This is a genomic window from Spirillospora sp. CA-294931 (assembly GCF_050946795.1).
Taxonomy (GTDB): Bacteria; Actinomycetota; Actinomycetes; order Streptosporangiales; family Streptosporangiaceae; genus Spirillospora.
In genome coordinates this window covers 4,828,420-4,853,664 of record NZ_CP192006.1, presented here as the reverse complement: position 1 = coordinate 4,853,664, position 25,245 = coordinate 4,828,420, and the positions used below count along the sequence as shown (strand labels likewise).

Below are 25,245 nucleotides of genomic sequence, written 5' to 3'. Positions count from 1 at the left end.
TCCTGGGGACCTCGTGGCCCGGTCATGGGAGGATCTCCGCGTGGGGATACGGGCGCGGGGTGCGGTGCTGGACGGCCTGCTGGCCACGACTCTGATGACGATCGCGCTCGCGGCGGCGGTGCGGTGGCCGGGAGTGCGGCCGATCGGCGCGGGCGGCATGGCGATGATCGTCGCGGCCCATCTGCCGCTTCTGTGGCGGCGTCAGCACCCGGGAGCGGTGCTGGTCGCGGTGATGGCCGTCGTCCTGCCGTTCCACCTGTGCCAGTTCCAGCACCACGCCGTGGTGCCGGTCGAGGCGCTGGCGCTGCTGAACTTCGCGATCCTGGGACGGCGGGTGCGCGCCGTCCTGGTGGGCACGATGATCGTGCTGACCCTCTGCGCCGCCGTGTTCAGCCTGCGGATGAGCGACGGCGACTGGACCGAGCAGATCGCCGTCATCGAGGCGGCGGTCGCGGTGGTCGTCGCCATCCAGGCATGGCGCGTGCACCGGGCGCGGGTCGCCGCGATCACCGAGCGGGCCGAGAACGAGCGCGTCGAGGAGCGGCTGCGCATCGCCCGCGACCTGCACGACCTGCTGGCCCACAGCATCACCGTCATCGGCGTCCAGGCCGGGGCGGCCGCGCACCAGCTCAAGGGCGACCGGCCGCTCGACCGCGACGAGCTCGCCGCCACCTTCGGCTCGATCGCCGCCACCTGCCGCGAGACCCGCGCCGAGCTGCGCGCGACCCTCCAGGTGCTGCGGCAGGACGAGGCGTCCGACGCGATCGTCGTGCCACCCGGCGTCGAGGGCCTGCCCGACCTCGCCGGAGCCGCCCGCGCCGCCGGTCTGGAAGCCGTGCTGGTCGAGGACGGCGACGACCGCCCGCCCCCCGAAGTCGGCATCGTGGTGTACCGCATCGTCCAGGAGGCGATGACCAACGTCGTCAAGCACGCCCGCGCGGCCCGCGTCGAGATCCGGGTGACCTACGGCGACGACCTGACGCTGACCGTCTCCGACGACGGATGCGGACCCTCCGGCGACGGGAATGGCTTCGGCATCCTCGGAATGTCGGAGCGGGCCCTTAGCGTGGGCGGCACGCTCCGGGCGGGCGCCGGGGAGAACGGCGGGTTCACCGTGACCGCCGTCCTGCCGATGGTGCTCGACGCCACGACCATCGAGATGGGCAGAGACTCCGCATGACGACGCTGACCGGCCGCACCGCACCGATCCTGCCGAGCCGCGACCTGGTGGCCACGGCCGACTTCTACGCCAGGCTCGGCTTCACGCTCGACGGCCTCTACGAGGACGAGGGCTACCTCATCATCGTCCGCGACGACGTCGAGCTGCACTTCACGCGCGAGCCGTCGATGGACCCCAAGTCCGACGCGCACGCCCTCTACCTGCGGCTCGACGGCGACGCCCGCGCGCTGTACCGCGAGTGGGAGTCCCTGGGCATCAGCGCCGAGCCCACGGCCGAGCCGCGGCTGCTCGCCCCGGCCGAGACCGACTACGGCATGGTCGAGTTCGCCCTGGTCGACCCCGACGGCAACCTGCTCAGGATCGGCCACCTGAGCTGAGGTAGAGCAGCCCGGCCAGCGTCGAGGCCGACCCGATCTCCCCGCGCGCCGCCAGGCCCGGCACGTCCGCCAGCGGCACCCACTCGATCCGCTCGGCCTCCACGTCGGTCGGCTCGCCGATCCTGACCGCGCCCTCGGCGCGGTAGAGGTGGTGGACGCCGTCGTGCAGCCCCGGCGACGGCCGGACGTCCAGCAGATGGTGCAGCGGCCCCGCCTGCCAGCCGGTCTCCTCGACCAGCTCGCGCGCCGCGGCCTCGCCCGGCTCCTCGCCGTCCTCGACCCGGCCGCCGGGGATCTCCCACCCCCACCGGTCAGTGATGAACCGGTGCCGCCAGATCATCAGCACCCGGTCCCGCTCGTCGATCGCCGCCACCCCCGCCGCGGGCCGCGTCCGCACTAGATGGTGGTCGAACCGCCGCCCGTCGGGCAGCTCCACATCGGCCAGCCGAACCGTCAGCCACGGGCTGTCATAGACAGACCGCTCCCCATGCAACGTCCACCGCATGCCCCGGACGCTATCGCCAGCGCCGCGCTCACCCTCCGGCCGGGTCCGCGAGCCCGACCAGGTACCCGACGAACTCCAGGCCGTCCTCGGCGCCCTCCCGCCCGTCGACCGAGGTCACGGCCGTCCGCACCCCCGAACCAGCCACGGGCCAGAGCCCCTCGGCCCCGGGCTTGGCCGCGAACCGGCAATGCACGACCTCGACGGAGGCGACCCGGGCATGCACGGGGCGCCCGTCCGTCCGGCCGTGCCGCTCCTCCGCGCCGTCCACCACAGCCGCCGTCTGCGCGCCCAGCACCGAGGTCAGCCACTCGCGATCGGGCCCCACCAGCTCCCAGGACACCGCCGCCCCGACCGCGAACGGCTCGCCGCAGCACTGCATCTGCCACCCGTCCACCCAGACGATCATCGCCACGCCCCCAGTCTTCCGTGTGCGCGGAGGGGCGCCGAGAACATTTCGCGATTCCGGACGGGGAACGTCGTTTCGGTCCGGGTGCGCGTGCGGCGCGTCACTCGGCCGTCGCTCGCGGTCAGGTCGCCGAAGCGTTCGCGGGCGCGTTCCAGGCGCGGGCCCGCCGCGTCCGCGCGGCTCCCTTGGGGGGCTTTCAAAGGCTTACCTATAAGGTCAGGATCATGGGGGACAGGGGAGGCGAACGCGTTAGTGAGTCCTGACATCGATCGGACGCCGGACGCCGCCGTGTCGGGCCGCGTCTGGACGGTGCCGAACATCCTGAGCTTCGCGCGGCTCGCCGGGGTCCCGCTGTTCCTGTGGCTGATCCTGATCGAGGCCGACTGGTGGGCGCTGGGCGTCCTGGTGCTGGCGGGCCTGTCGGACTGGCTGGACGGCAAGCTGGCGCGGGTCCTGAACCAGACCAGCAAGCTCGGCACCATCCTCGACCCCGCCGCCGACCGCCTCTACATCTTCGCCACGCTCGTCGGCCTGTCGGTGCGCGAGATCATCCCGATCTGGCTGCTGGCCCTGCTGGTGGCGCGCGAGTTCGCGATCCTGCCGATCGCGCCGATCATGCGGCGGCTCGGGTACGTGGGGACGCTGCCCGTCCACCTCGTCGGCAAGGCGGGCACGATGTGCCTGCTGTACGCGTTCCCGCTGCTCCTGCTCGGCGACCACGACGGCGGCGTGGCCACCGGCGCGAAGGTCGTCGGATGGGCCTTCGCGATCTGGGGTACGGCGCTGTACTGGTGGGCGGCCGTCCTTTACTGGGTCCAGGCGCGGCAGGTCGTGCTGGCCGATCGCGCCGGGCGCCCCGAACCCGACGGAGCGGAGGCGCCCTGATGAAGGCCGTGGTGATGGCGGGCGGCGAGGGGACGCGGCTGCGGCCGATGACCGCGAACCAGCCCAAACCGCTGCTCCCGCTGATCAACCAGCCGATCATGGAGCATGTGCTGCGGCTGCTCAAGCGGCACGGTTTCGACGAGACGGTCGTCACCGTCCAGTTCCTGGCGGCGCTGATCCGCAACTACTTCGGCGACGGCGAGGAGCTCGGCATGTCGCTGAGCTACGCCACCGAGGAGATGCCGCTCGGCACGGCCGGCAGCGTGAAGAACGCGGCCGAGGCGCTGCGCGACGACCGGTTCCTGGTGATCTCCGGCGACGCCCTCACCGACATGGACCTCACCGACCTGGTCCGGTTCCACGAGGAGAACGACGCGCTGGTCACGATCGGGCTCAAGCGCGTCCCCGACCCGCTGGAGTTCGGGATCATCATCTGCGACGAGGACGGCCGCATCCAGCGTTTCCTGGAGAAGCCGACCTGGGGCCAGGTGTTCTCCGACACCGTCAACACCGGCATCTACGTCATGGAGCCCGAGGTCCTCGACCACGTCGCCGACGGCGAGTCCGTCGACTGGTCCGGCGACGTCTTCCCCAAGCTGCTGGCCGAGGGCGCCCGGCTGTTCGGATACGTCGCCGACTGCTACTGGGAGGACGTCGGCACCCACGAGAGCTACCTCAAGGCCCAGGCCGACCTGCTGTCGGGCCTGGTCGACGTCGAGCTCGGCGCGTTCGAGGTGATGCCCGGCGTCTGGGTGTCCGAGGGAGCCGAGGTCGACCCCGAGGCGATCCTGAAGGGCCCGCTCTACATCGGCGACTACGCCAAGGTCGAGGCCGGGGCCGAGCTGCGCGAGTTCACCGTCCTCGGCAGCAACGTCGTGGTCAAGGAGGGCGCCTTCCTGCACCGGGCGGTCGTCCACGACAACGTGTTCATCGCGCCGTCCACCAACCTGCGCGGCTGCGTGATCGGCAAGAACACCGACCTGATGGCGGGCGCCCGCGTCGAGGAGGGCGCCATCATCGGCGACGAATGCGTCATCGAGGCCGAGGCGTACGTCTCCAGCGGCGTCAAGGTGTACCCGTTCAAGACCATCGAGGCCGGTGCCGTCGTCAACACCAGCGTGATCTGGGAGTCGCGCGGCCAGCGCACGCTGTTCGGGCCGCGCGGCGTCTCCGGCCTGGTCAACGTCGAGATCACACCCGAGCTGGCCGTCCGGCTGGCCAGCGCCTACGCCACCACGCTGCGCAAGGGCGCCACGGTCGTCACCGGCCGCGACGCCTCCCGCGCCGCCCGCACCCTCAAGCGCGCGGTGATCAGCGCGCTGACGGCGGGCGCGATCAACGTCCAGGACCTGGAGGCGTGCGCGCTGCCCGTCGCCCGCACCGAGACCGGACGCGCCGACTTCGCGGGCGGCGTCTACATCCGCACCACGCTCGGCGACCCGCAGCGCGTCGACATCGTCTTCCTCGACGAGCGCGGCGCCGACCTCTCCCTGGCCGCCCAGCGCAAGCTGGAGCGCGTCTTCGGCCGCCAGGAGTTCCGCCGCGCCTTCCCCGGCGAGATCGCCGAACTGTCGTACTCGGCGCGCGTCGTGGAGACCTACACCCACGACCTGCTGCGCCGCGTCGACATCTCCGGCGTCCGCGAGGCCCGGCTCAAGATCGTGCTCGACTGCGCCGGCGGCACCTCCTCGCTCGTCCTGCCCACGCTGCTCGGCAAGATCGGCGTGGAGGTCCTCACCCGCAACAACCTGCTCGACGAGGCCAGCCCGACCGAGACCCTCGCCGAGCGGATGCGCGACCTGCAGCGGCTCGGCGAGCTGGTGTCGTCCTCGGGCGCCGCGTTCGGCGTCCGGTTCGACCCCGTCGGCGCCCGCATCTCCCTCGTGGACGAGAACGGCGAGCTGATCGGCGACGACCGCGCCCTGCTGGTCATGCTCGACCTGGTCGCCGCCGAGCGCCGCACCGGCCGGGTGGCGCTGCCCGTCACCACCACCCGCGTCGCCGAGCAGGTCTGCCACTTCCACGGCGTCGAGGTCGACTGGACCTCCACCTCGCAGGACGTCCTCACCAAGGCCGCCGCCCGCCCCGAGGTGATCTTCGCCGGGGACGGCCGGGGCGGCTTCCTCATGCCCGAGTTCAGCACCACGGTCGACGGCATCGCGGCGTTCGTCCGGCTGGTCGGCCTGGTGGCGCGCACCCGCCTGACGCTCTCGCAGATCGACCGCCGCATCCCCGAGGCCCACCTGCTGCGCCGCTCCGTCCCGACCCCGTGGGCCGCCAAGGGCGGGGTGATGCGCCACGTGGTCGAGGCGGCCGGCGACCGCACCGTCGACACCACCGACGGCGTCCGCGTCGTGGAGGACGACGGCCGCTGGGCCCTGGTGCTCCCCGACCCCTCCGAGGCCGTCACCCACCTCTGGGCCGAGGGCCCCGACGCCGACGCCGCCCAGGAACTCCTGGAGGAATGGGCGGAGATCGTCGAACGCGCCGGTTCTTAGGACTCGACCTCGTCGGGGGTGCCCGCCGCGATGCGGGCGAGGGTGCCGAGGGCGTGGGCGAGCGTCTCGGGAGGGGGAGAGGCCAGGCCGATCCGGACGGCGTTGGGGGCGGCGCCCGGCCCGACGACGAACGCGGCCGCCGGTGTCACCGCGATGCCGCGCCGGGCGGCGGCCGCGACGAAGGTCTCGGCGCGCCACGGCGCGGGCAGGTCCCACCAGCAGAAGTAGGAGCGCGGATCGGTGCGCAGGGCCGCGCCCGGCAGCCGCTCGGCGACGATCCGCTGCCGCGCCCCGACATCGGCCCGCTTGGCCCTGCCGATCGTCTCGGCGGTGCCGTCGCGCATCCAGCCCGCCGCCGCCTCCAGCGCGTACCCGGTCGGCGCCCACGATCCGGACCGCAGCGCGGACGCGACGCGGTCGGCCAGGGACGGCGGGACGACCGCCATCCCGATCGCCAGTCCGGGCGCCAGCCGCTTGGAGAGGCTGTCGGCCAGGATCGTCCGGTCGGGTGCGAAGGCCGCCAGGGGCGGGGGACCGTCGTCGCGCAGGAACGCCCAGATGGCGTCCTCGACCGCGAACAGGTTCAGCCGCTCCAGCGTCCCGGCCAGCTCGGCGCGCCGCCGCGCGGGCATCGTCACGCTGAACGGGTTCTGCAACGTGGGCTGGACGTAGACGGCGCGCAGCGGGGCGCGGCGGTGCGCGTCCTCCAGCGCCTCGGGCCGCAGGCCGTGTTCATCGGTGGAGATCGGCACGGCCGTGACGCCGAGACGTGCCGCGATCCCCTTGATCACCGGATAGGTGAGCGCCTCGACTCCCAGCCGCTCGCCCGACGGCACCAGGGCGGCCACCGCCCCTGAGATCGCCTGACGGCCGTTGCCGGCGAACACCACGTCCCCTGGGGAGGGGGCCCACCCGTCGCGCGTGAGAAACGCCGCCGCGGCCTCGCGTGCCGCCACCGTCCCCCGGACCCCGGTGGGACGCAGCGCCGCGTCCAGGACGTCGGGGCGCAGCAGCCGCTCCAGCCCGCCCGCCAGCAACGCCGACTGCCCCGGCGCCACCGGGTAGTTCAGCTCCAGATCGACCCGCGACCCGGCGGGCTCGGTCAGCGCGGGCGCGGGCAGGGGCTCCGAGGCGCGGACGAACGTCCCGCGCCCCACCTCGCCGACCACCAGCCCCCGCCGCGTCAGCTCCCGGTAGACCCGGGCCGCCGTCGAGGGCGCCAGCCCGCGCTCGCGCGCGAACGCCCGCTGCGGCGGCAGCCGGTCGCCCGGCCGCAGCCGCCCGCCCGCGATCTCCGCGGCCACCGCGTCGGCCACCGTCCGGTAGTCCTCCACCGATCACCCCTCATTGCACCGAGTTCAATCCTACTATTGCACCGAATCATTTGGAGCCATAGCATCGAGCAATGATTACTTACGGGGCATTCGCCGGGATCGTGGCGGTCGCACTGGGACTGGTGCTGACCCCCGGCCCGAACATGATCTACCTGGTGTCCCGCTCGGTCACCCAGGGGCGCCGCGCCGGGCTGATCTCCCTCGGCGGCGTCGCCGCCGGGTTCGGGGTCTACCTCGTCGCCGCCACCGCCGGGCTCACGGCCGTCTTCACCCTCGTCCCCGGCCTCTACACGGCGGTCAAGCTCGCGGGCGCCGCCTACCTGCTCTACCTGGCCTGGCAGACGCTCCGTCCCGGCGGCACCTCGGCCTTCGCCGTGGCCGACCTCCCCGCCGACCCGCCCCGCCGCCTGTTCACCATGGGCCTGGTGACCAACCTCCTCAACCCCAAGATCGCCATCCTGTACGTCTCGCTCCTGCCCCAGTTCGTCGACCCGGACCGGGGCAGCGTCGCCCTCCAGAGCCTCCTGCTGGGCCTCTCCCAGATCACCGTCGCCCTGACCATCAACGGCCTCATCGTCCTCAGCGCGGGCTCCATCGCCGTTTTCCTGGCCAAGCGGCCCAGCTGGCAGCGCGTCCAGCGCTACATCATGGGCACCGTCCTGGGCGGACTCGCCATCCACCTCGGCCTCACCCCCGCCAACTCCTGACCTCTGATCCGGGCTCCTTCCCGTGAGCCATAATCACCGGTCATGACCGCGATGATCAGCCGCCGGGGGCTCAACCGCGCCACGCTCGAACGGCAGCTCCTGCTGCGGCGCGCGACGATGCCCGTGGTCGAGGCCGTCGAGCGGCTGGCCGGTCTCCAGGCGCAGACGCCGCACTCGTGGTACTTCGGGTTCGCCTCCCGGCTGGACGGGGTGCGCCCCGAGGACGCCGCCGAAGCGCTGACGGGGCGCCGGCTCGTCCGGCTGGCCCTGATGCGCTCCACCATCCATCTGGTCAGCGCCCGCGACTGCCTGTGGCTCAGGCCCCTCGTCCAGCCGGTCCTGGACCGGGACCTGTTCAGGAACCACACCCACGGCAAGCCCGTCGAGGGCCTGGACATGGACGAGCTGACCGCCGCCGCCCGGCCGCTCCTGGAGGAGCGCCCGCTGACCTCCAAACAGCTCGGCGCGCTGCTCGCCGAGCACGGGCGGAGCGCGGGATGGGGGGACCGGGCGCCCGCCTCGCTGGCGTACGCGGCCCGCAACCGCATGGCGCTCGTCCAGGTGCCGCCGCGCGGCGTGTGGGGCAAGAGCGGCCCCATCGCGCACACCACCGCCGAGTCGTGGCTCGGCGCGCCGCTCGCCACGGACGCCGCCCTGGACGAGATGGTCCTGCGCTACCTGGCCGCCTTCGGCCCGGCCACCGTCGCCGACGTCCAGACCTGGTCGGGCCTCACCCGGCTGCGCGAGGTCACCGACCGGCTCCGGCCGCGTCTGGCCGTGTTCACCGACGAGCAGGGCCGGGAACTGCTCGACCTGCCGGACGCCCCGCGCCCCGACCCCGACGTCCCCGCCCCGCCCCGGCTTCTGTACGACTTCGACAACCTGCTCCTCTCCCACGCCGACCGCTCCCGGTTCATCACCGAGCAGCACCTGGAACGCAAGTACGCCCAGCGCAGGCCCGTGCCGGGCTTCCTGCTGGTGGACGGCTTCACCGGCGGCGAATGGACGATCGACCTCGGCCGCGACGCCGCCGTCCTGACCCTGCGGCCCTTCGGAACGCCTCCGGAGGCCACCGCCGCCGCCCTGACGGAGGAGGCCGCCCGGACGCTGGAGTTCGCCGCGCCCGGCGTCGCCGACCGGCGGGTGACCCTCGAGCCGCTGTAGGGGCCGCCGTGGCGCGTGGGAACGATTTGGCGAGGGTTGCCATGATGGGGGGCGTGACCCAGGAGGAACCGAGGCGTGACTGGCGTCGCCCGGACGCCTCCATGTCGTTGCTGGCCGACCTTTTCGACGGCAAGGCGCTCGACCCCGCCTACGCCGAGGCCGCGGCCCGGCGGACGGGCGAGCCGCGCCGTCCCGGGCGGCTGCGGCGCGGCGGCGTGCTGTTCGTCCTCGTCCTGACCGGGGTCCTGGCGGCGGTGGCGGCGGCCGAGGTCAAGCGGAGCGAGCCCGCCACCGCGCAGCAGCGCGCCCGGCTCATCGGCGAGATCAAGCTCAGGACGGACGAGAACGAGCAACTGGAGCGCCGGGTCGACCGGCTCGGCGCCGAGACCGAGCGGCTGCGCGGCGCCGCCCTGGCCCGCAGCGACGCCGGACGCCGCGCCAAGCACGACCTGACCGCCGCCCAGACCGCCGCCGCGGCCGCACCGGCCTCCGGGCCGGGGCTGACCATCGTCCTGGACGACTCGCGCTCGGCGGGCGACGACGGCCGGGTCTATGATCAGGACCTCCAGATCGTGGTGAACGGGCTGTGGGCCGCGGGGGCCACGGCCATCGGCATCAACGGGCAGCGGCTCACGCCGACCTCGGCCATCCGCACGGCGGGGGAGGCCGTCCTGGTCGACTACCGCCCGCTCACCGGCCCCTACCGGGTCACGGCCCTGGGCGACACCGACCTGATGACCCGGGAGTTCGCCGGATCGGCGGCCGACCAGCGGCTCCGGGCGCTCCAGGAGCGGTTCCGCATCCGGGTCGAGACGCGCACCGACGGCTCCGCGCGGCTGCCCGCCGCCGGACCGGCCCGGCTGCGCCACGCCCGGCCGGGACGGGAGCTGAGCAGGCCGTGAACGGGGAAGAGGGGAACCGGGAGTGATCGCGCTCATCGGGCTGGTGATCGGGGTGCTGCTCGGCCTGCTGTTCGAGCCGACCGTGCCCCTGTGGCTCCAGCCCTACCTTCCGATCGCGATCGTCGCGGCGCTGGACGCCATGTTCGGCGGCGTCCGCGCCAAGCTCGAAGGGATCTTCGACGAGAAGGTCTTCGTGGTCTCCTTCGTCAGCAACACCGTGATCGCCGCGCTGATCGTGTTCCTGGGCGACCAGCTCGGCGTCGGCTCGCAGCTCTCGACCGGGGTCGTGGTCGTCCTCGGCATCCGGATCTTCTCCAACGCCGCCGCCATCCGCCGAAGGCTCTTCCGCGCATGAGCGACGACAACACCCACGACAAGACCCACGAGGCCGACGACGAGGCCCGCGAGACCCGCGACGAGGCCTGCGGCGAGACGCGCGAGACCCGCGACGAGACCCGCGACGAGACCCGCGACGAGACGCGCGAGGCCCGTGACGAGGCCCGCGACCAGGCCCGTGACGAGGCCCGCGGCGAGGCGCGCGAGGCTCACGAGGAGCCTCGTGAGGTGCGCGGTGAGGCTCGGGGGCGCGCGGCGCTGTTCGATCTGCTGCGCCCCCGGGGGACGCGGGCGCAGCTCGTGGGCGGGCTGCTCTCGCTCGTGCTGGGCTTCGCCTTCGTGGCGCAGGTCCAGTCCAACAAGCGCGACACCACGTTCTCCACCGCCCGGCAGGACGAGCTGGTCGGCATCCTGTCCAACCTGTCGCAGCGCTCCGAGCGGCTCCGGGGCGACCTGCGCGAGCTGGAGACCACCAAGGGCAACCTGGAGCGCGACGTCGAGGGCAGCACCGCCCTCGACGAGGCCCGCAGGCGCGCCGACGCCTACGGGCTGCTCGCCGGAACGCTCCCGGCCGAGGGCCCCGGCATCGAGGTGCGGATCGACGACCCGGCCAAGGCCGTCCGGTCGGGGAACCTGCTCGACGCCCTCCAGGAGCTGCGCGACGCCGGCGCCGAGGTGATCCAGATCAACGACGTCCGGGCGGGCGCGGGCACCTACTTCCTGGACGGCGCCTCGGGCGTCCAGGCCGACGGCAGGGAGCTGGAGGCGCCCTACATCTTCCTGGCCATCGGCGACCCGCACACGATGACCACGGCCCTCAACATCCCCGGTGGGGTCGTCCGGACGCTGCGCAACGCCGGCGCCCAGGCCACGATCACCTCGCGCGCCCGGATCGAGATTCGGGCGCTTCGTCCGGGATGACCTGGGACGATCCGGCCGACGTGCGCGCGGCGCCGTAGACCTGCGATCATTGACGAAGGTAGCTTGGGGAGTGCCGGCGGACCACTCCGGTTGACCCCCCGGGCTTCACCCGCGTAAGTTGCGGCGACCGTCGGGAAACCGGGCGGTGACGAAGGACCGAGGTCGGGGCGGGTCCCCGGCGGGGGTTGGTACAGGATGCGCATGGCGCAGGCGGGATCCGCGGCAGCGGAGCCCGATGCCTGGGGCATGCCGATGGTAGGAGGCCGAGCCGATCGATGCCGAGCGTCTACTGCACGCAGTGCGGTCACGCCAACCCGGATGATGCCCGCTTCTGCTCGAACTGCGGCACGCCGCTGACGCGGAGTGCCGGCGCACCCCTCCCACCGAGGGAGTCGCCCGGCGAATCGACCTCGACCATCTCCATCGGGGGCTTCGAGGCCCTGGACGCCGATCAGGGCGCCGACGAGGTGCCGCAGGCCGACCAGCTCGCGGTCGAGGCGCTCCCGCCCGGCACGGCCCTGCTGGTGGTCAAGCGCGGCCCCAACGCCGGCAGCCGCTTCCTGCTCGACACCGAGCGGACCTCGGCGGGGCGCCACCCCGAGAGCCACATCTTCCTGGACGACGTGACCGTGTCCCGCCACCATGCCGAGTTCGTCCGCCAAGGCGGGGCGTTCTCGGTGCGCGACGTGGGCAGCCTCAACGGCACTTATGTCAACCGGCAGCGCATCGACCAGGCCGGCCTGTCCGGCGGGGACGAGGTGCAGATCGGAAAGTTCCGGTTGGTCTTCCTGACCAATCCGCAGCACGGCTGACGGGGGCGATCACGGGGAAGCGACGAGGGGAGGGGGCATGAGCGCGCAGGCGGCCCGTGCCCTGATGACGATCGGGGACGTCCTGAGCCTGCTCAGGACCGACTTCCCCGACATCACGGTCTCCAAGATCCGTTTCCTGGAGTCCGAGGGGCTGATCGAACCGCAGCGCAGTCCCTCGGGCTACCGCAAGTTCAGCGACGCCGACGTCGAGCGGCTCCGTCACATCCTGACCGCGCAGCGCGACCACTACCTGCCGCTCCGGGTGATCAGGCAGCAGCTCGAGGCGCTCGACCGGGGCGAGAACGTCCCGGCCGACAAGCGCCCGCGCACGCTGGTCGCGGCCGACTCGGCCGCTCCCGACCCCGAGGTCAGGCTCACCCGCCGCCAGCTCCTGGACGGCGCGGGCATCGGCGAAGACCTGCTGGCGCGCCTGGAGGAGTACGGCCTGGTGCGCCGGGTCGGCCAGCACTACGAGGGCCAGGCCCTCACCGTGGCCCGGGCCGCCGCCGCCCTGGGCTCCTACGGGTTCGAGGCCCGCAACCTGCGGGCGATCAAGGCCGCCGCCGACCGTCAGGCCGACCTCATCGAGCAGGCGGTCGGCCCCCAACTGCGCCGCCGGAGCCCCGGCGCGCACGAACAGGCGGCCGACACCGCGCGCGAGATCGCCGAGCTTTCGGTGAAGCTCCACGCGGCTCTGCTGGCCGGAGCGCTGCGGGAAAACCTTGACCGATAGCGGGGGAGCGGGCGCAGGTTTTTGCCGGGCCGTCGCCCCGTCGCGCCGTCGGAGGCTGGGTGTACGTTGGCTACAGGGTTCGGTCGGGGATCGTTCCGGGCATGTGGTGATCGAAGCAGCGAGAACCAGCAGGGAGCCGCAGTGAAGCAGATGGAGGTCGTCGGCGTCCGGGTCGAGATGCCCTCCAATCAGCCGATCGTCCTGTTGAAGGAGACCGGCGGAGATCGGTACCTGCCCATCTGGATCGGGGCGGTCGAAGCGACCGCGATCGCCTTCGCCCAGCAGGGCGTGCTGCCCGCGCGCCCCCTCACCCACGACCTGTTCCGCGACGTCCTTGAGGCCCTGAGCGTCCAGCTGCGCACGGTGAACATCACCGCCCTGCGCGAGGGCATCTTCTACGCCGATCTGGTCTTCTCCAACGGCGTCGAGGTGAGCGCCCGCCCGTCCGACTCCATCGCCCTGGCCCTGCGCACCGGCGCGACGATCTTCGCCAGCGAGGACGTCCTCGAAGAGGCGGGCGTCGCGATCCCCGACGAGCAGGAGGACGAGGTCGAGAAGTTCCGCGAGTTCCTCGACACGATCTCCCCCGAGGATTTCGGCCGGGCCGGCTGACCTCCGTTCGGAGGGTCTTCGGGCCGTCCGGCCACAGGTCCGTACCCCCGGCTGACCGCCTGTGGCCGTTCCGCAGGGAAATACCTCGCGGCCAGAACCCGCCCGCCGAGCTGAACAGGTCCGTTTCCGCAGGGTGACGGGCGGGGTAGGACTCCCTGAGGAGCGAAGACGCGCAGTTTGCCCACGTGAAGCCGGTTCATCCGGGCATGCGACGCGCCGACGTCGAACGTTGACCACACCCTGACCGGCACCTACCGTGCTGGTGGAACACCCGTGGTGTAATTCGTCAAACCCCCTTGACGAAACACGGCGGGCTGATAGAAGCCGGAGGTCCGCGTGGCGGTGAGCAGCGGCGAGGGCAAGGCGAATCCCGAGAGGCATGTGGCATCCCAGCGCGCCGGAGAGCAGGGACTGCTCTTCGACACCGAGGTGTCGGCCCCACCGGAGGACGTCGGCTACCGCGGTCCCACGGCCTGCTCCGCGGCGGGCATCACCTACCGGCAGCTCGACTACTGGGCCCGCACGGCCCTGGTCGAGCCCAGCGTCCGCGCCGCCCACGGATCGGGCAGCCAGCGGCTCTACAGCTTCCGCGACATCCTCGTCCTCAAGGTCGTCAAGCGCCTGCTCGACACCGGCGTCTCCCTCCAGCAGATCCGCACCGCCGTCACCCACCTGCGCGACCGCGGCGTCCGCGACCTGGCCCTGATCACGCTCATGAGCGACGGCGTCAGCGTCTACGAGTGCACCTCGCCCGACGAGGTCGTCGATCTCCTCCAGGGCGGCCAGGGCGTCTTCGGCATCGCGCTGGGCCGCGTCTGGCAGGAGGTCGAGGGCAGCCTCGCCGAACTCCCCGGCGAGCGCGCCGCCACCGACGACCCGGACGACGACGACCACCACCCCCACGACGAGCTGGCCCACCGCCGCCGCGTCCGCAAGACGGGCTGAGCTGCCCGAAACACCACCCACCCACGCTCGCCTAGCGGCTCGCTTTGTGAACGACCGGTGAAGCCCACTCACGCGCGTGGCCGGGGCTGACAGGGTTAGATCGCTTCCTTGCGTTGGAGGTAGGCGAAGGCGGCCCAGCCCGGCAGGACGGGCAGCCAGAGGGTGAGCAGGCGGTAGAGGAGCACGGCCGAGGTCGCCGTCTCGGCGGACAGGCCGGAGAAGGTCAGGGCCAGGGTGAGGGCGCCCTCGACGGCGCCCAGACCGCCCGGGGTGGGGGCGGCCGAGCCGACGGCGTTGGCCGTGAGGAACACGATCGCCACCGTGGCCCAGGGCAGCGAGCCGCCGAACGCGCGGATCGAGGCGTCCAGGCAGACCACGAAGCCCACGGTGAGCAGCAGCGAGCCGCCCAGGCCCGTGGCCAGCTTGCGGGGCGACTGGAGCACGTCCATCAGCCTCGGGACGACACCCGAGAACATGCTGCCCAGCCGGGCGGTCACGAAATGGCGGACCGCCGGGATGGTCAGCGCGACCCCCGCCAGCACCGCCAGCGACAGCAGGACGATCACGACCGTGCGCGAGGGCGCGAGGTCCTGGGTGGCCTGGCCGGTCGAGCCGGTGACGAAACCGAAGATGATCAGCAGCAGGATGTGCGCGACCATGCCGGTGAGCTGCGACGCGCCGACGCTGGCCACGGCCGGGCCCGGCCGGACGCCCGAACGCTGGAGATAGCGGGTGTTGATCGCCACCCCGCCCACCGCGGCGGGCGCGACCAGCTTGACGAACGAGGCCGCGATCTGGACGACGACCGTCCGCCACAGCGGCAGCCGCTCGGGGACGAACCCCATCAGCATCAGCGCGGCGGCCAGATACGTCAGCGCGGCGGCGGCCAGCCCGACCGAGACCCACCACCAGTCGGCGGTGGAGGACAGATGGACCAGGTCGACGCTGCTCAACTGCGGGATGACGATGTACGCGGCGATGCCCAGCGCGACGATGCTCAGGATCGTGCGCGGCCGGAACCGCTCCAGCCGGACCGGCGCCGCCTCGCTCTCGGGCTGGAGCCGGACGATCCGGTCGCGGATGCGAGTCAGCAGCTCCTTGTCCTGGCGCAGCGCCGCGCGGGTCCCGGGCGACAGCGCCACCCGTTGCAGCAGCGGCACCGTCCCGGCCAGGGCCGGCTCGCCCAGCACCTCGGCGGCGGTGCGGATCGTCCGCTCCGGACCCGCGCGCAGCGCCAGCGTGGTCAGCAGCTGGGCCAGGTCGAGACGCAGCGCGAGATCACCGGCGGCGATCTCGCCCGAGCCCAGGCCGACCAAGTACGGGCGGCCGTCGTCGTCCACCAGGATCGCCTCGCCGACCAGGCGCCGGTGCGCCAGCCGCGCCACTTGGAGCAGCTTGAGCTGGTGCCAGATGTCGCTCAGCAGCGCGTCGGTGATCTCGTCGTCGTCGAGAGTGTCCAGGCGCCGCCCCTGGACGTGCTCGTAGGCCAGCAGTGCCGCCTCGGTGCCGACCTCGGACGCGCCGACCAGCCTCGGTGTGCGGGCCCCCGCCGCGTCGGCGGCGTAGGCCATCAGCGACTCCTGCTCCAGCGAGCGGCGCAGCGAGCGCAGCTCGCGGCGCGGCGTGGCCTCGCGCAGCCGGACCAGCCGCCAGATCCGCTGCAGGAGCCCGGCGGTCTGCTTGTCGCGGTCGAGGACCCGGACGTCCAGCTGCCAGTCGCCCTGGGGGAGCGTCACCCCGGTGGCGTCGGCGGGCGCGGCACCCGCCTCGTGCGCCACCCGGACGCCGTAGCGGCGCGGCTCGTCGGGCAGCGAGGCGAGCCGGTCGGCCTGGACGGGACGCAGTCCCAGCCGCCCCAGCGCCGCCACCACGGCCGTGCCCGGCGGGCGCGGGTTCGGCGTGCCGACGGCGTACAGCGTCCCGTGGCCGATGGCGCGGCCCAGGAAGTAGGTGGCGGCCAGCGCGGCGACCGAGGCGTAGGACGCCGTGAGGCCGGTCAGCGCCGCCAGGCCGATCATCGTCCAGGTGGCGGCCTGCCAGCGGGCGCGCCCGGCCATCCCGACCGCGCTCACGAACGCGATCACCGGGGCGATGTCGGTGTGGACGGGAGCGGTGTCGGTGCCGCCCCAGATCAGCGAGTCGAGCACTCCGCCGGGGGCGGCGGCGGTGCGCAGGTCGTCCAGCGCGACCGTGAGCCCGAAGGTGATCACGGCGGCGAGCAGGGCGATCGCGACGCGGACGCCGTCCTTGTGGAACAGCCGCTCGATCGCGAACCCGACCGGCACGGCGAGCACGCCGAAGCTGGAGGCCAGCGTGGCCAGGGTCAGCAGGAAGCGCGGGGCGTGCGCGGTGCCCTCGACGATGTCGCCCTGGAGGCCCCGCGTGGTCTGCTGCCCCACCTCGACCAGCAGCAGGATCACCACCAGCCCGGCCACCGAGGCCGCGCAGCGGAAGGCGTCGGACGGGCGGCGGATGCGGTCGGGCAGCGCGGGCTCGTCGACGGGCACGACCGAGGGGGCGGACGGGTCGTCCCGCACCTTCTCGTCGTGGGTCTGCGTCACGCCCCACCGCCGTCCGCACAGGTCATTGAGATCAGCGTCCCAGAACGGGCGCCGCATCGTCGAGTGCGGCCATACCCGTAATCGGTGCCGCTCTCGCCCCCCGAATCCGCGGAACCCCCGACCCGCGGACGGTCAATATCCTACGTGCCGGACGGCAACAGCCCGGGCAGGGGTGCGTTTTCCGGCGCGGACGCGGTCTCGCCGGGGGGCGGTAACGATCGTTTCCGGCTCCGGTTGGATAGAGTTTCCACTACAGACGCCGTCGACCCTGTGCGGGAGAGTGCCCACGCGGCCAGCGTGGGACGCCGAAGGGGCAACTCCTCCCCGGAACCTCTCAGGCAAAAGGACCGCTGGGCGAGGCACCTCTGGAAAGAAGGAGCCCGTTCCCCGAGACCCGGGGGAGGGGCACCTCACCGAAGGGGAAATCCCGTTCGCGGGCAAAGCTCTCAGGTGCCGATGACAGAGGGGGAGATCGGCCACCGGCCGCCCAAGGGCCGGTGGTGGCCCTGAGCGACCGCAGCAGCCCAGGAGGCTCTCCCCAATGACCGCCCCGTACTTCGCCCCCGTGGCGTCGCCGCAGCAGACCCGAGACACCTTTGCCGACCGGCACATCGGGCCGTCGTCCGACGACCGCGGCCGGATGCTGGCGGCGATCGGCTACGGCAGCGCCGAGGCCCTGATCGACGACGCCGTGCCCGCGGCCATCCGCACCGGCGGCGACCTCGACCTGCCCGCCGCCCTGAGCGAGCCCGCGGCGCTGGAGCGCCTGCGCGAGCTGGCGTCGGCGAACACCGTCCTCACGTCCATGATCGGCCTGGGCTACCACGGCACGCACACGCCCGGCGTCATCCTGCGCAACGTGATGGAGAACCCCGGCTGGTACACCGCCTACACGCCCTACCAGCCCGAGATCTCCCAGGGCCGCCTGGAGGCCCTGCTCAACTTCCAGACCACCGTGGCCGACCTGACCGGCCTGCCGGTCGCCAACGCCTCCATGCTGGACGAGGGCACCGCCGCCGCCGAGGCCATGGCGCTGGCGCACCGGACGTCCCGGGCCAAGGAGCCCGGCGCGTTCCTGGTCGACGCCGACGCGCTCCCGCAGACCATCGAGGTCATCAGGACCCGCGCGATCCCGCTCGGCATCGAGGTGGTGACCGCCGACCTGTCCGGCGGGCTGCCCGAGGGCGACTTCTTCGGCGTCCTGCTCCAGTACCCGGGGGCGTCCGGCGCCGTCCGCGACCTGGAGCCGGTCACCGCCCAGGCGCACGAGCGCGGCGCCCAGGTCGTCGTGGCCGCCGACCTGCTCGCGCTGACGCTGCTGCGCCCGCCCGGCGAGTCCGGCGCCGACATCGTCGTCGGCTCGTCCCAGCGGTTCGGCGTCCCCTTCGGCTTCGGCGGGCCGCACGCCGGGTACATGGCCGTCCGCGAGGGCATCCAGCGCCAGCTTCCCGGCCGCCTGGTCGGCGTCTCGGTCGACATCGACGGCGCGCCCGCCTACCGGCTGGCCCTGCAGACCCGCGAGCAGCACATCCGCCGCGAGAAGGCCACCAGCAACATCTGCACCGCCCAGGTGCTGCTGGCCGTCATGGCCAGCATGTACGCGGTCTACCACGGCCCGGACGGCCTGGCCGCGATCGCGCAGCGCGCCCACGGCCACGCGGTCACCCTGGCCGCCGGCCTGGAGGCCGGGGGCGTCGAGATCGTCCACCGCGCGTTCTTCGACACCGTCCTGGCCCGCGTCCCCGGCCGCGCCGCCGTGGTCGTCGCGCGGGCCCGCGAGCTGGGCGTGAACCTGCGCCGGGTGGACGCCGACCACGTCGGCATCGCCTGCGACGAGACCACCACGCACGAGCATGTCGAGCTGGTCTGGAAGGCGTTCGGATACGAGGGCGACGTCCCGGCGGCCGACGGCGACAACCTCGGGTTCGTCCGCCGCGAGAGCCCGTACCTGACCCACCCGGTGTTCCACGCGCACCGCTCCGAGACCGCCATGCTGCGCTACCTGCGCAAGCTCCAGGACCGCGACATCGCGCTCGACCGCTCGATGATCCCGCTCGGCTCCTGCACGATGAAGCTGAACGCGACCACCGAGATGGAGCCGGTCACCTGGCCGGAGTTCGCGAACATCCACCCGTTCGCGCCGATCGAGCAGGCCCGCGGCTATATCGAGCTGATCAAGGACCTGGAGCGGCGGCTCGCCGAGATCACCGGGTACGACGAGGTCTCCGTCCAGCCCAACGCCGGTTCGCAGGGCGAGCTGGCCGGGCTGCTGGCCATCCGCGGCTACCACGCCTCGCGCGGCGAGGCCCACCGCACGATCTGCCTGATCCCGTCGTCGGCCCACGGCACCAACGCCGCCAGCGCGGTCATGGCCGGGATGAAGGTCGTGGTGGTCAAGTGCGACGACCACGGCAACATCGACCTCGACGACCTGCACGCCAAGATCGGCAAGCACGGGGCGAACCTCGCCGCGATCATGGTGACCTACCCGTCCACCCACGGGGTGTTCGAGGAGACCATCACCGACGTCTGCAAGTCGGTGCACGACGCGGGCGGCCAGGTCTACGTGGACGGCGCCAACCTCAACGCGCTGGTCGGGCTGGCCCGTCCGGGCGAGTTCGGGTCGGACGTCTCCCACCTCAACCTGCACAAGACCTTCTGCATCCCGCACGGCGGCGGCGGGCCGGGCGTCGGCCCGATCGGCGTCCGCTCGCACCTGGCGCCGTTCCTGCCCAGCCACCCCCTCCGCGAGGAGGCGGGACCGCGCGACACCGGCGTCGGCCCGATCTCGGCCGCCCCCTGGGGCTCGGCGGGCATCCTGCCGATCTCGTGGACCTACATCGCGATGATGGGCCCGGACGGCCTGCGCGCCGCCACCGAGGGCGCGATCATCTCGGCCAACTACCTGGCCACCCGCCTGGCCCCGCTCTACCCGATCCTCTACACCGGCCGCAACGGCCTGATCGCCCACGAGTGCATCGCCGACCTCCGCAAGATCACCAAGGACACCGGGATCACCGCCGAGGACGTCGCCAAGCGCCTGATCGACTACGGCTTCCACGCCCCGACCCTGTCCTTCCCCGTCGCGGGCACCCTGATGATCGAGCCCACCGAGAGCGAGGACCTCGCCGAGCTCGACCGCTTCGTGGACGCCATGGTCGAGATCCGCCGCGAGATCGAGCGGGTCGCCGACGGCTCCTACGACCGCGACGACAACCCCCTCAAGAACGCCCCCCACACCGCCCCGGCCCTCCTCACCGAGGACTGGAAGCACCCCTACACCCGCGAAGAGGCCGCCTACCCCCTCCCGTCCCTCCGCGACGACAAGTACTGGTCGCCCGTCCGCCGCATCGACCAGGCCTACGGCGACCGCAACCTCGTCTGCTCCTGCCCGCCCCCGGAAGCCTTCGAGGACTGACCGCCCCACCGCCGCCCGGCGCGGTGGCGCGGCCCACCCCGCACGACCGCGTCCACGCGAGCTGGCGACACTCGTCACAAGGCGCCGCAGTAAAGGCGATGCGCGGTGCGGCCCGCTTCCGGCGGGCCGCACCGCGCATCGCCTTGTCGCGCCGTGGACGCGTTCGCGGCGGCCTGTAGGGGAGGCGGGTCGTCAGCGGTGGGCGTGGGGGCGGGAAGATCTGGATGATCGCGTGTGTGTCGCGGGACGGGCCGGGGGTTGGTCGGTAGGCTCTGGGCACCCAACTCGACCCCCAGAGGCGCAGCGCATGAGCGAGACCCCGGAAACGGCCGAACCCTCCGTCCTGTGTGAGGAGGCCAGGCGGCTCGCCGAAGCGGGCGAGCCCGAGGAGGCCGCGCGGCTGTTCCGGCGCGTGCTCGACCTCGGCGAGGGGCCCTTCCGCGCCCAGGCGGCGCTCGGGCTGGCCGTGGTCCTGGACGACGCGGGCGACGTCGCGGGCGCCCGGGAGGCCGACCGGGCGGCGATCGCCACCGGCGACCCCGAGTACGGGCCGAGGGCGGCCTACCATCTGGCGCTCACCCACGAGCGCGGCGGCGAGCACGAGGACGCCGCGGCGGCGTGGCGCGCGGTCGTCGGCTTCGGCAACGCCGCCTACCTGCCTCCCGCGTACCTGGCGCTGGCGCGCCTGGCCGACGACGCCGGGGAATTCGACGCGGCGCGCGGCCACTGGGAGGAGACGATCGCGACCGGGGACGCCGAGTACGGCCCGGTCGCCGCGCACGACCTCGCGCAGCGGCTGCTGGAGCGCGGCGAGGCGCCGCGGGCGCAGCGGATCCTCACCGCGGGGCTGCGGCTGATCGACCGCGAGACCGCCCCCTACGCGCACGCCCGGCTGGCGGTCGCCCTCGGCATCGCCTATCTCGACCAGGCCATCGGGGCGTTCGGCGCGGCGCTCGACGACGGCGACGCGGCCGCCGACCCCGACGTCGGGCCGCTGGCGGTCGAGCTGCTGGCCCGCACGCTGCCGCTGCGCGGGCGGGGCGAGGAGGCGCGGGAGGTGTGGCGGCGCGGGCTGACGGTCTCCGGGGTGGCGGGCGACGTCCGCGCCCGGCTGCGCCGCGACTTCGCCGACGAGGACGCCGACCCCGGCGACCTGTGGTGGGAGCCGGTCGTCGAGCAGTCGGTGGCCGACGGGTCCCTGCCCGCGCTGGCGGGCGAGACGTTCGGCGCGCTCGACCACATGTACGCGCTGCTGGCGCTCCGGTACGCGGATGAGCCCGGCGAGCAGCGTCCCGGCGAGCTGCACGAGCTCATCGGGCGGGCCGTCCGCGTCCCCAGCGACTACGCGTGGGGGCCGCTGCTGCACGAGAGCTTCGCCGAGCGGCTGCGCCTGGCCATGGGCACCACCACCGGCGTCCTGCCTCCCGGGTGGCCTGACGCGGAGTCCGTCCCCGAGACCCCGTAAAGAAACGAGCAAGCCGGGCGTGCCCGGACGCCGTGCCGCCGCTGGGGCCCGACCCTGGACGCATGATCAATCTGCCCTGCGCGCTCGTGGCGGGCGCCCTGCTCTGCTCCGCTCCGCCGACGCCCAAGCCCACCGCCGACGTCCCGCCGGTGGCGTCCTTCAAATGCCCGGTGCCACACGGGTACTTCCCGCACCGTGTCGCGTGGAAGTACTGGCAATGCGCGAGCGGCATCGCCTACGAGTTGAGCTGCGCGGGCAATCATGTGACACGTGTGGTGTGGGATCAGCGCCTGCTGAGGTGCCGCCGCGCACGGTGAGGGCAGGGCGGGAGTACCGCTACGGGTGGTTACGGTGAGTGGCATGGAGATCGAGACCTCGCAGGGGACGGCCGAGGTGACGTGGGACGAGGTCCCCGAGCCCGCGTTCGTGCTCGTGCTGACACACGGGTCGAACGGGGGCGTGGACGCCTCGGACCTGCTGGCCGTGCGGGAGGTCGCGCTCGGGCTGGGCGGGACGGTGGCGCGGGTTCTGCAGCCGTTCCGCAGGGCCGGGCGCCGGGCTCCCGGGGCGCCGGCCAAGCAGGACGCGGCCTGGCTCGAGGTGATCGAGGCGGTCCGGGGCCGGGCCGGGGACGTCCCGCTGGTGCAGGGCGGGCGGAGCAACGGGGCGCGGGTGGCGTGCCGGACGGCGCGGGAGGCGGAGGCCGCCGGGGTGATCGCGCTGGCGTTCCCGCTGGTGCCCCCGTGGAACCCGGCGGCCTCGCGGGTGGACGAGCTCCGCTCGGCGGGCGTTCCGGTGCTGGTGGTCAGCGGCGACAAGGACCAGTTCGGCGTTCCGGCCCCGGCGGACGCGGCCGAGGTGGTGGTCCTGCCGGGCGAGCGTCACGACCTGGACAGGAATCCGGCGGCGGTCGGTGCCGCCGCCGAGCCGTGGCTGCGTCGCTGGATGAAGGGTTAGTCCCTCTGGGCCCCGTGCGGACCCAGAGGTTCGATCAGGTGGTGCTACCCCCGTGGAATGATCACCCGTTTGGACTAGTCCCCCGTCAAACCCCGTGGAGAACTGGTTCAGGCGGCCGACGGAGCCTGAAGGTCCGTCGGACGGTGCGGTGCGATGATTCCCCCGTCGGGCAGCAGCTCACCGGTGTCCTCGAAAAGCACGACGCCGTTGCACAGGAGGCTCCACCCCTGCTCGGGGTGGGTGGCGATCGTCCGCGCGGCGTCGCGGTTGGCATCGTCGTGCGAGGGACAAGGCGGCTGGTGCGGGCACATCGGCGTGCCTCCGGTCTCAACTACTCGTGGGTGGTTGTTGTTGTGTGTGACGCATCTCAGTGTGGAACGGTTCGCATCGTCGCGGCCATAGCCCGTTGGGACGGTTGCTCGGTGGTACCGAAGTACCGTCGGGCTGTGACCCGTCTCACCCTGAAGCAGTAGGGCCAGCCTGCCCCGCACGCGATTACGACCGAAGAACGACACGCCGTCCGATGGGGAAACGTTTCGCCCGATTTGAAAACACCCGCGCCTGATTGGGGGCGTCGCCCCTGTCACGGGGCTCGATGGCGCTCGCGGCGGCCGTCCTGTACGGGGCTCTGGCCCGCGCCGGTTTTCAGTGGTCACCCACTTTGTTCCAACGCCCGCGCGGCGCCCCGGTGTTCCCTCTCGGGGCTCCTCCCCGAGGATGAGCGCTACTCCTCTGGAGGGTGCGCCGTGACCCCCTAGGGAGGGGGTCACGGCGCCGGGGTCACTTGTTCCAGGCCACCAGGAACTCCCGCAGCGCGATGCGTCCGTCCGCGTCGCCGTCGCGTCCGTCGGCGGTGTTGAAGATCGAGTCGAGTTCGGCGGAGGTGACCTCGTCACCACGCGCGCGCATGGCGAGCGCGAACTCCTCGCGGGTGATGTAGCCGTCGCCGTCGCGGTCGAATTCCTTGAACGTGGCGGTCGGGTCGTCGAGTTCCGGCATGGGAGGCCCTTCGGATCGTGCGTTGTGCTGACGAGGCATCATCGAAGCACGAACGCGCGCGCAACATGGGTGAAATGTGGCCTCTGAGGTGTTTGTCAGCCGGGGTTCACGGCGGCGAGGACGAGGGTGAGCCCGGCGGCGAAGCGGGCGTCCCAGTCGACCTCGGCGGCGGGGCCCTCGCCCTGGGCGCCGCGCACTTCGAGGGCCGCGTGGCCGATGACGTAGCCGAGCAGGGTGTGCGCGGCCACCTCGGCCGTGATCTCGGGGATGCCGCCCTGCCGCAGCACCTCGTGCAGCGACGCCGTCGTCGTCGCGAGCGCCGCCGGGTTGCGGCTGGTCACCAGGAGCGGCAGCACGCCGGCGTGTTCGAGGAGCCGCTTGCGGTACGCCAGCGCCCAGCGCCGCAGGGCGTCGCGCCAGCCCGCCGTGTCGCGGGTCTGGGCCGGGGCGATCGCGACATGGGCGACGAGCCCGTCCAGCAGCTGCTCCTTGCCCCGGGGGAGATGGTGGTAGATCGCCATCGCCTCGACCTCGAGGGCGTCGCCGAGCCGCCGCATGGTCAGCCGGCCCAGCCCCTGGCCGTCGATGATCTGCAGAGCGGCCTCGATGATGCGCTCGGTGCTCAGCGGAGCGCGGTTCTGGGCGTTGATCGCCGGTTGCCGGACCATTCGGGTGTCCATGCCTCTCTGCTTGGCCCATCGGTGGCGCTGAGGCCAGCCTAGAGCCGGGAGGGCCCCGGACACCGGAAGATCGTCGGTCGTGGCGCCGCGCCCTCCGAGGATACCTTACTGTGTAAAGGGGCGGAGTTTGGTGTCCCCTGTCACAAGCCGGTGATCCCGAGCGTACGCTTGGCGTCGACTGGAATCGAAAGCCTGGGATTTGAGGAGTGTCGCCAATGCCGCTGGGTCGCCGGGTGAGCAAGGACGTCGCGGAGCTGTACGAGGCCGACCAGGCCTTGGCCGGGGTCTACCGCGACCGGCTGGCGGCGGCCTCGCGGGCCGAGAGCGACCTGCGGGACGCCCAGGCGCGCGGCGAGGCCGACATCCGCGCGCTGGCGACCGCCTTCGACGCCGCGCTCACCGAGGCCGTGCTCGCGGCCGAGGCGTCCGAGCGGGTGGCCATGGGGACCAAGACCTACGCCACCGACGCGCAGGACGCCAAGACCCGCCGCGCCGCCGAGATCGCGCGCCGCGCCGCCAAGGCCAAGCCGCACGTCCGCCCGTGGACCGACGAGGTCGACCGCCTGCGCACCGCGCGCGAGGCGCACCGGCTGAGCTTCCGGGCCGGTGGCCGCCGGGCCGTGGCCTGACCGCGGCGGCGACACAGCGTCACCGAGTGGCAACGGCCGCCGAACTTTGAGAATGTACCGTCTCGGGGAACGCCGGGGCGCCCCGCACCACAGGCCGCACGGGGACGCGGCGGTGCGCGCGACGCGCCCTGGCGTGGGGTTGCATCGCGGGGGGAACTACGTTGGAGCGCACGCCGCCGGATCGGCATCGCGTACTCGAGTCCTATGAGGACGGGGTAC

At 72.9% G+C, this 25,245-nt stretch carries 25 protein-coding genes and 2 riboswitches; of the genes, 18 read left to right on the top strand and 7 right to left on the bottom strand.

Annotation, left to right across the window (positions count from 1 at the left end):
* The first annotated feature begins 40 nt into the window (after positions 1–40).
* Positions 41–1,180 (top strand): sensor histidine kinase, encoded by a 1,140-nt coding sequence (locus tag ACQPY4_RS21920; protein WP_433323444.1) that lies wholly within the window; start codon positions 41–43, stop codon positions 1,178–1,180.
* Entirely contained in the window at positions 1,177–1,557 is a 381-nt protein-coding gene (locus ACQPY4_RS21915; RefSeq protein ID WP_433323442.1) for a bleomycin resistance protein, read from the top strand. Before ACQPY4_RS21920 ends, ACQPY4_RS21915 begins: the two co-directional genes overlap by 4 nt.
* Here ACQPY4_RS21915 and ACQPY4_RS21910 read toward each other — a convergent pair.
* Both ACQPY4_RS21910 and ACQPY4_RS21905 read right to left on the bottom strand, forming a co-directional pair.
* A complete protein-coding gene (locus ACQPY4_RS21910) occupies positions 1,535–2,062 on the bottom strand; it encodes an NUDIX hydrolase (RefSeq protein ID WP_433323440.1) in 528 nt (175 codons plus the stop codon). The two genes, ACQPY4_RS21915 and ACQPY4_RS21910, sit on opposite strands and share 23 nt — an antisense overlap.
* Positions 2,063–2,090: 28 nt before the next feature.
* Entirely contained in the window at positions 2,091–2,468 is a 378-nt protein-coding gene (locus ACQPY4_RS21905; protein WP_433338974.1) for a DUF6578 domain-containing protein, read from the bottom strand.
* A 252-nt stretch (positions 2,469–2,720) separates the two neighbouring features.
* Between ACQPY4_RS21905 and ACQPY4_RS21900 the strand changes: the two genes are divergently transcribed.
* Both ACQPY4_RS21900 and ACQPY4_RS21895 read left to right on the top strand, forming a co-directional pair.
* Entirely contained in the window at positions 2,721–3,353 is a 633-nt protein-coding gene (locus ACQPY4_RS21900) for a CDP-alcohol phosphatidyltransferase family protein (RefSeq protein WP_433323438.1), read from the top strand.
* Positions 3,353–5,851 (top strand): sugar phosphate nucleotidyltransferase, encoded by a 2,499-nt coding sequence (locus ACQPY4_RS21895; protein WP_433323436.1) that lies wholly within the window; start codon positions 3,353–3,355, stop codon positions 5,849–5,851. Before ACQPY4_RS21900 ends, ACQPY4_RS21895 begins: the two co-directional genes overlap by 1 nt.
* Here the strand turns inward: ACQPY4_RS21895 and ACQPY4_RS21890 are convergent.
* A complete protein-coding gene (locus ACQPY4_RS21890; RefSeq protein ID WP_433323434.1) occupies positions 5,848–7,185 on the bottom strand; it encodes a PLP-dependent aminotransferase family protein in 1,338 nt (445 codons plus the stop codon). The two genes, ACQPY4_RS21895 and ACQPY4_RS21890, sit on opposite strands and share 4 nt — an antisense overlap.
* A 71-nt stretch (positions 7,186–7,256) precedes the next feature.
* On the opposite strand from ACQPY4_RS21890, the gene ACQPY4_RS21885 reads away from it, so the two are divergent.
* From ACQPY4_RS21885 to ACQPY4_RS21845, 9 genes are all read left to right on the top strand, one after another.
* Positions 7,257–7,892, top strand: a complete 636-nt coding sequence (locus ACQPY4_RS21885; protein WP_433323432.1) for a LysE family translocator — start codon at positions 7,257–7,259, stop codon at positions 7,890–7,892.
* A gap of 42 nt (positions 7,893–7,934) precedes the next feature.
* A complete protein-coding gene (locus tag ACQPY4_RS21880) occupies positions 7,935–9,056 on the top strand; it encodes a winged helix DNA-binding domain-containing protein (protein WP_433323430.1) in 1,122 nt (373 codons plus the stop codon).
* A gap of 53 nt (positions 9,057–9,109) precedes the next feature.
* Positions 9,110–9,958, top strand: coding sequence for a DUF881 domain-containing protein (locus ACQPY4_RS21875; RefSeq protein ID WP_433323428.1), 849 nt, complete (start codon positions 9,110–9,112; stop codon positions 9,956–9,958).
* Between the two features lie 22 nt (positions 9,959–9,980).
* Positions 9,981–10,313, top strand: a complete 333-nt coding sequence (locus ACQPY4_RS21870) for a small basic family protein (RefSeq protein WP_433323426.1) — start codon at positions 9,981–9,983, stop codon at positions 10,311–10,313.
* The gene (locus ACQPY4_RS21865; RefSeq protein WP_433323424.1) at positions 10,310–11,215 is read left to right on the top strand and encodes a DUF881 domain-containing protein; all 906 of its coding nucleotides are present in this window, start codon (positions 10,310–10,312) and stop codon (positions 11,213–11,215) included. Before ACQPY4_RS21870 ends, ACQPY4_RS21865 begins: the two co-directional genes overlap by 4 nt.
* A gap of 275 nt (positions 11,216–11,490) precedes the next feature.
* Positions 11,491–12,027, top strand: a complete 537-nt coding sequence (locus tag ACQPY4_RS21860; RefSeq protein ID WP_433323422.1) for an FHA domain-containing protein — start codon at positions 11,491–11,493, stop codon at positions 12,025–12,027.
* Positions 12,028–12,064: 37 nt separating this feature from the next.
* Complete coding sequence (gene ftsR, locus ACQPY4_RS21855; protein ID WP_433323420.1) at positions 12,065–12,760, top strand: transcriptional regulator FtsR; 696 nt, start codon at positions 12,065–12,067, stop codon at positions 12,758–12,760.
* Positions 12,761–12,901: 141 nt separating this feature from the next.
* Positions 12,902–13,372, top strand: coding sequence for a bifunctional nuclease family protein (locus tag ACQPY4_RS21850; RefSeq protein WP_433323418.1), 471 nt, complete (start codon positions 12,902–12,904; stop codon positions 13,370–13,372).
* A 336-nt stretch (positions 13,373–13,708) separates the two neighbouring features.
* On the top strand, positions 13,709–14,317 hold the full coding sequence (locus ACQPY4_RS21845; protein ID WP_433323416.1) for a MerR family transcriptional regulator: 609 nt from the start codon (positions 13,709–13,711) through the stop codon (positions 14,315–14,317).
* Positions 14,318–14,412: 95 nt separating this feature from the next.
* Here the strand turns inward: ACQPY4_RS21845 and ACQPY4_RS21840 are convergent, their stop codons facing one another.
* Complete coding sequence (locus tag ACQPY4_RS21840) at positions 14,413–16,878, bottom strand: flippase-like domain-containing protein (protein WP_433323414.1); 2,466 nt, start codon at positions 16,876–16,878, stop codon at positions 14,413–14,415.
* Positions 16,879–17,141: 263 nt separating this feature from the next.
* Positions 17,142–17,238, top strand: a riboswitch (glycine riboswitch).
* Positions 17,239–17,348: riboswitch (glycine riboswitch) on the top strand. It abuts the riboswitch before it with no gap.
* Positions 17,349–17,419: 71 nt separating this feature from the next.
* Here ACQPY4_RS21840 and gcvP point away from each other — a divergent pair.
* The 4 genes from gcvP (at position 17,420) to ACQPY4_RS21820 (ending at position 22,718) form a co-directional block, all read left to right on the top strand.
* Positions 17,420–20,296 carry an aminomethyl-transferring glycine dehydrogenase gene (gene gcvP, locus ACQPY4_RS21835; RefSeq protein WP_433323412.1) on the top strand — a complete coding sequence of 959 codons (2,877 nt, stop codon included), beginning with the start codon at positions 17,420–17,422 and terminating at the stop codon, positions 20,294–20,296.
* A gap of 307 nt (positions 20,297–20,603) precedes the next feature.
* Positions 20,604–21,761: a tetratricopeptide repeat protein gene (locus tag ACQPY4_RS21830; RefSeq protein ID WP_433323410.1), complete on the top strand. Its 1,158-nt coding sequence runs from the start codon at positions 20,604–20,606 to the stop codon at positions 21,759–21,761.
* A 62-nt stretch (positions 21,762–21,823) separates the two neighbouring features.
* Positions 21,824–22,078, top strand: coding sequence for a carbohydrate-binding module family 14 protein (locus tag ACQPY4_RS21825; protein ID WP_433323408.1), 255 nt, complete (start codon positions 21,824–21,826; stop codon positions 22,076–22,078).
* Between the two features lie 43 nt (positions 22,079–22,121).
* Positions 22,122–22,718: an alpha/beta hydrolase family protein gene (locus ACQPY4_RS21820; protein ID WP_433323406.1), complete on the top strand. Its 597-nt coding sequence runs from the start codon at positions 22,122–22,124 to the stop codon at positions 22,716–22,718.
* Positions 22,719–22,825: 107 nt separating this feature from the next.
* Here the strand turns inward: ACQPY4_RS21820 and ACQPY4_RS21815 are convergent, their stop codons facing one another.
* The 3 genes from ACQPY4_RS21815 to ACQPY4_RS21805 all read right to left on the bottom strand — a co-directional run bounded on the left by ACQPY4_RS21815 (position 22,826) and on the right by ACQPY4_RS21805 (position 24,397).
* Positions 22,826–23,029 carry a DUF5999 family protein gene (locus ACQPY4_RS21815; protein WP_433323404.1) on the bottom strand — a complete coding sequence of 68 codons (204 nt, stop codon included), beginning with the start codon at positions 23,027–23,029 and terminating at the stop codon, positions 22,826–22,828.
* Between the two features lie 469 nt (positions 23,030–23,498).
* Entirely contained in the window at positions 23,499–23,717 is a 219-nt protein-coding gene (locus ACQPY4_RS21810) for an EF-hand domain-containing protein (protein ID WP_433323402.1), read from the bottom strand.
* 95 nt (positions 23,718–23,812) lie between these two features.
* Positions 23,813–24,397 (bottom strand): TetR/AcrR family transcriptional regulator, encoded by a 585-nt coding sequence (locus tag ACQPY4_RS21805; protein WP_433323400.1) that lies wholly within the window; start codon positions 24,395–24,397, stop codon positions 23,813–23,815.
* A gap of 215 nt (positions 24,398–24,612) precedes the next feature.
* Between ACQPY4_RS21805 and ACQPY4_RS21800 the strand changes: the two genes are divergently transcribed.
* The gene (locus ACQPY4_RS21800) at positions 24,613–25,026 is read left to right on the top strand and encodes a plectin (protein WP_433323398.1); all 414 of its coding nucleotides are present in this window, start codon (positions 24,613–24,615) and stop codon (positions 25,024–25,026) included.
* The last annotated feature ends 219 nt before the right edge of the window (positions 25,027–25,245 follow it).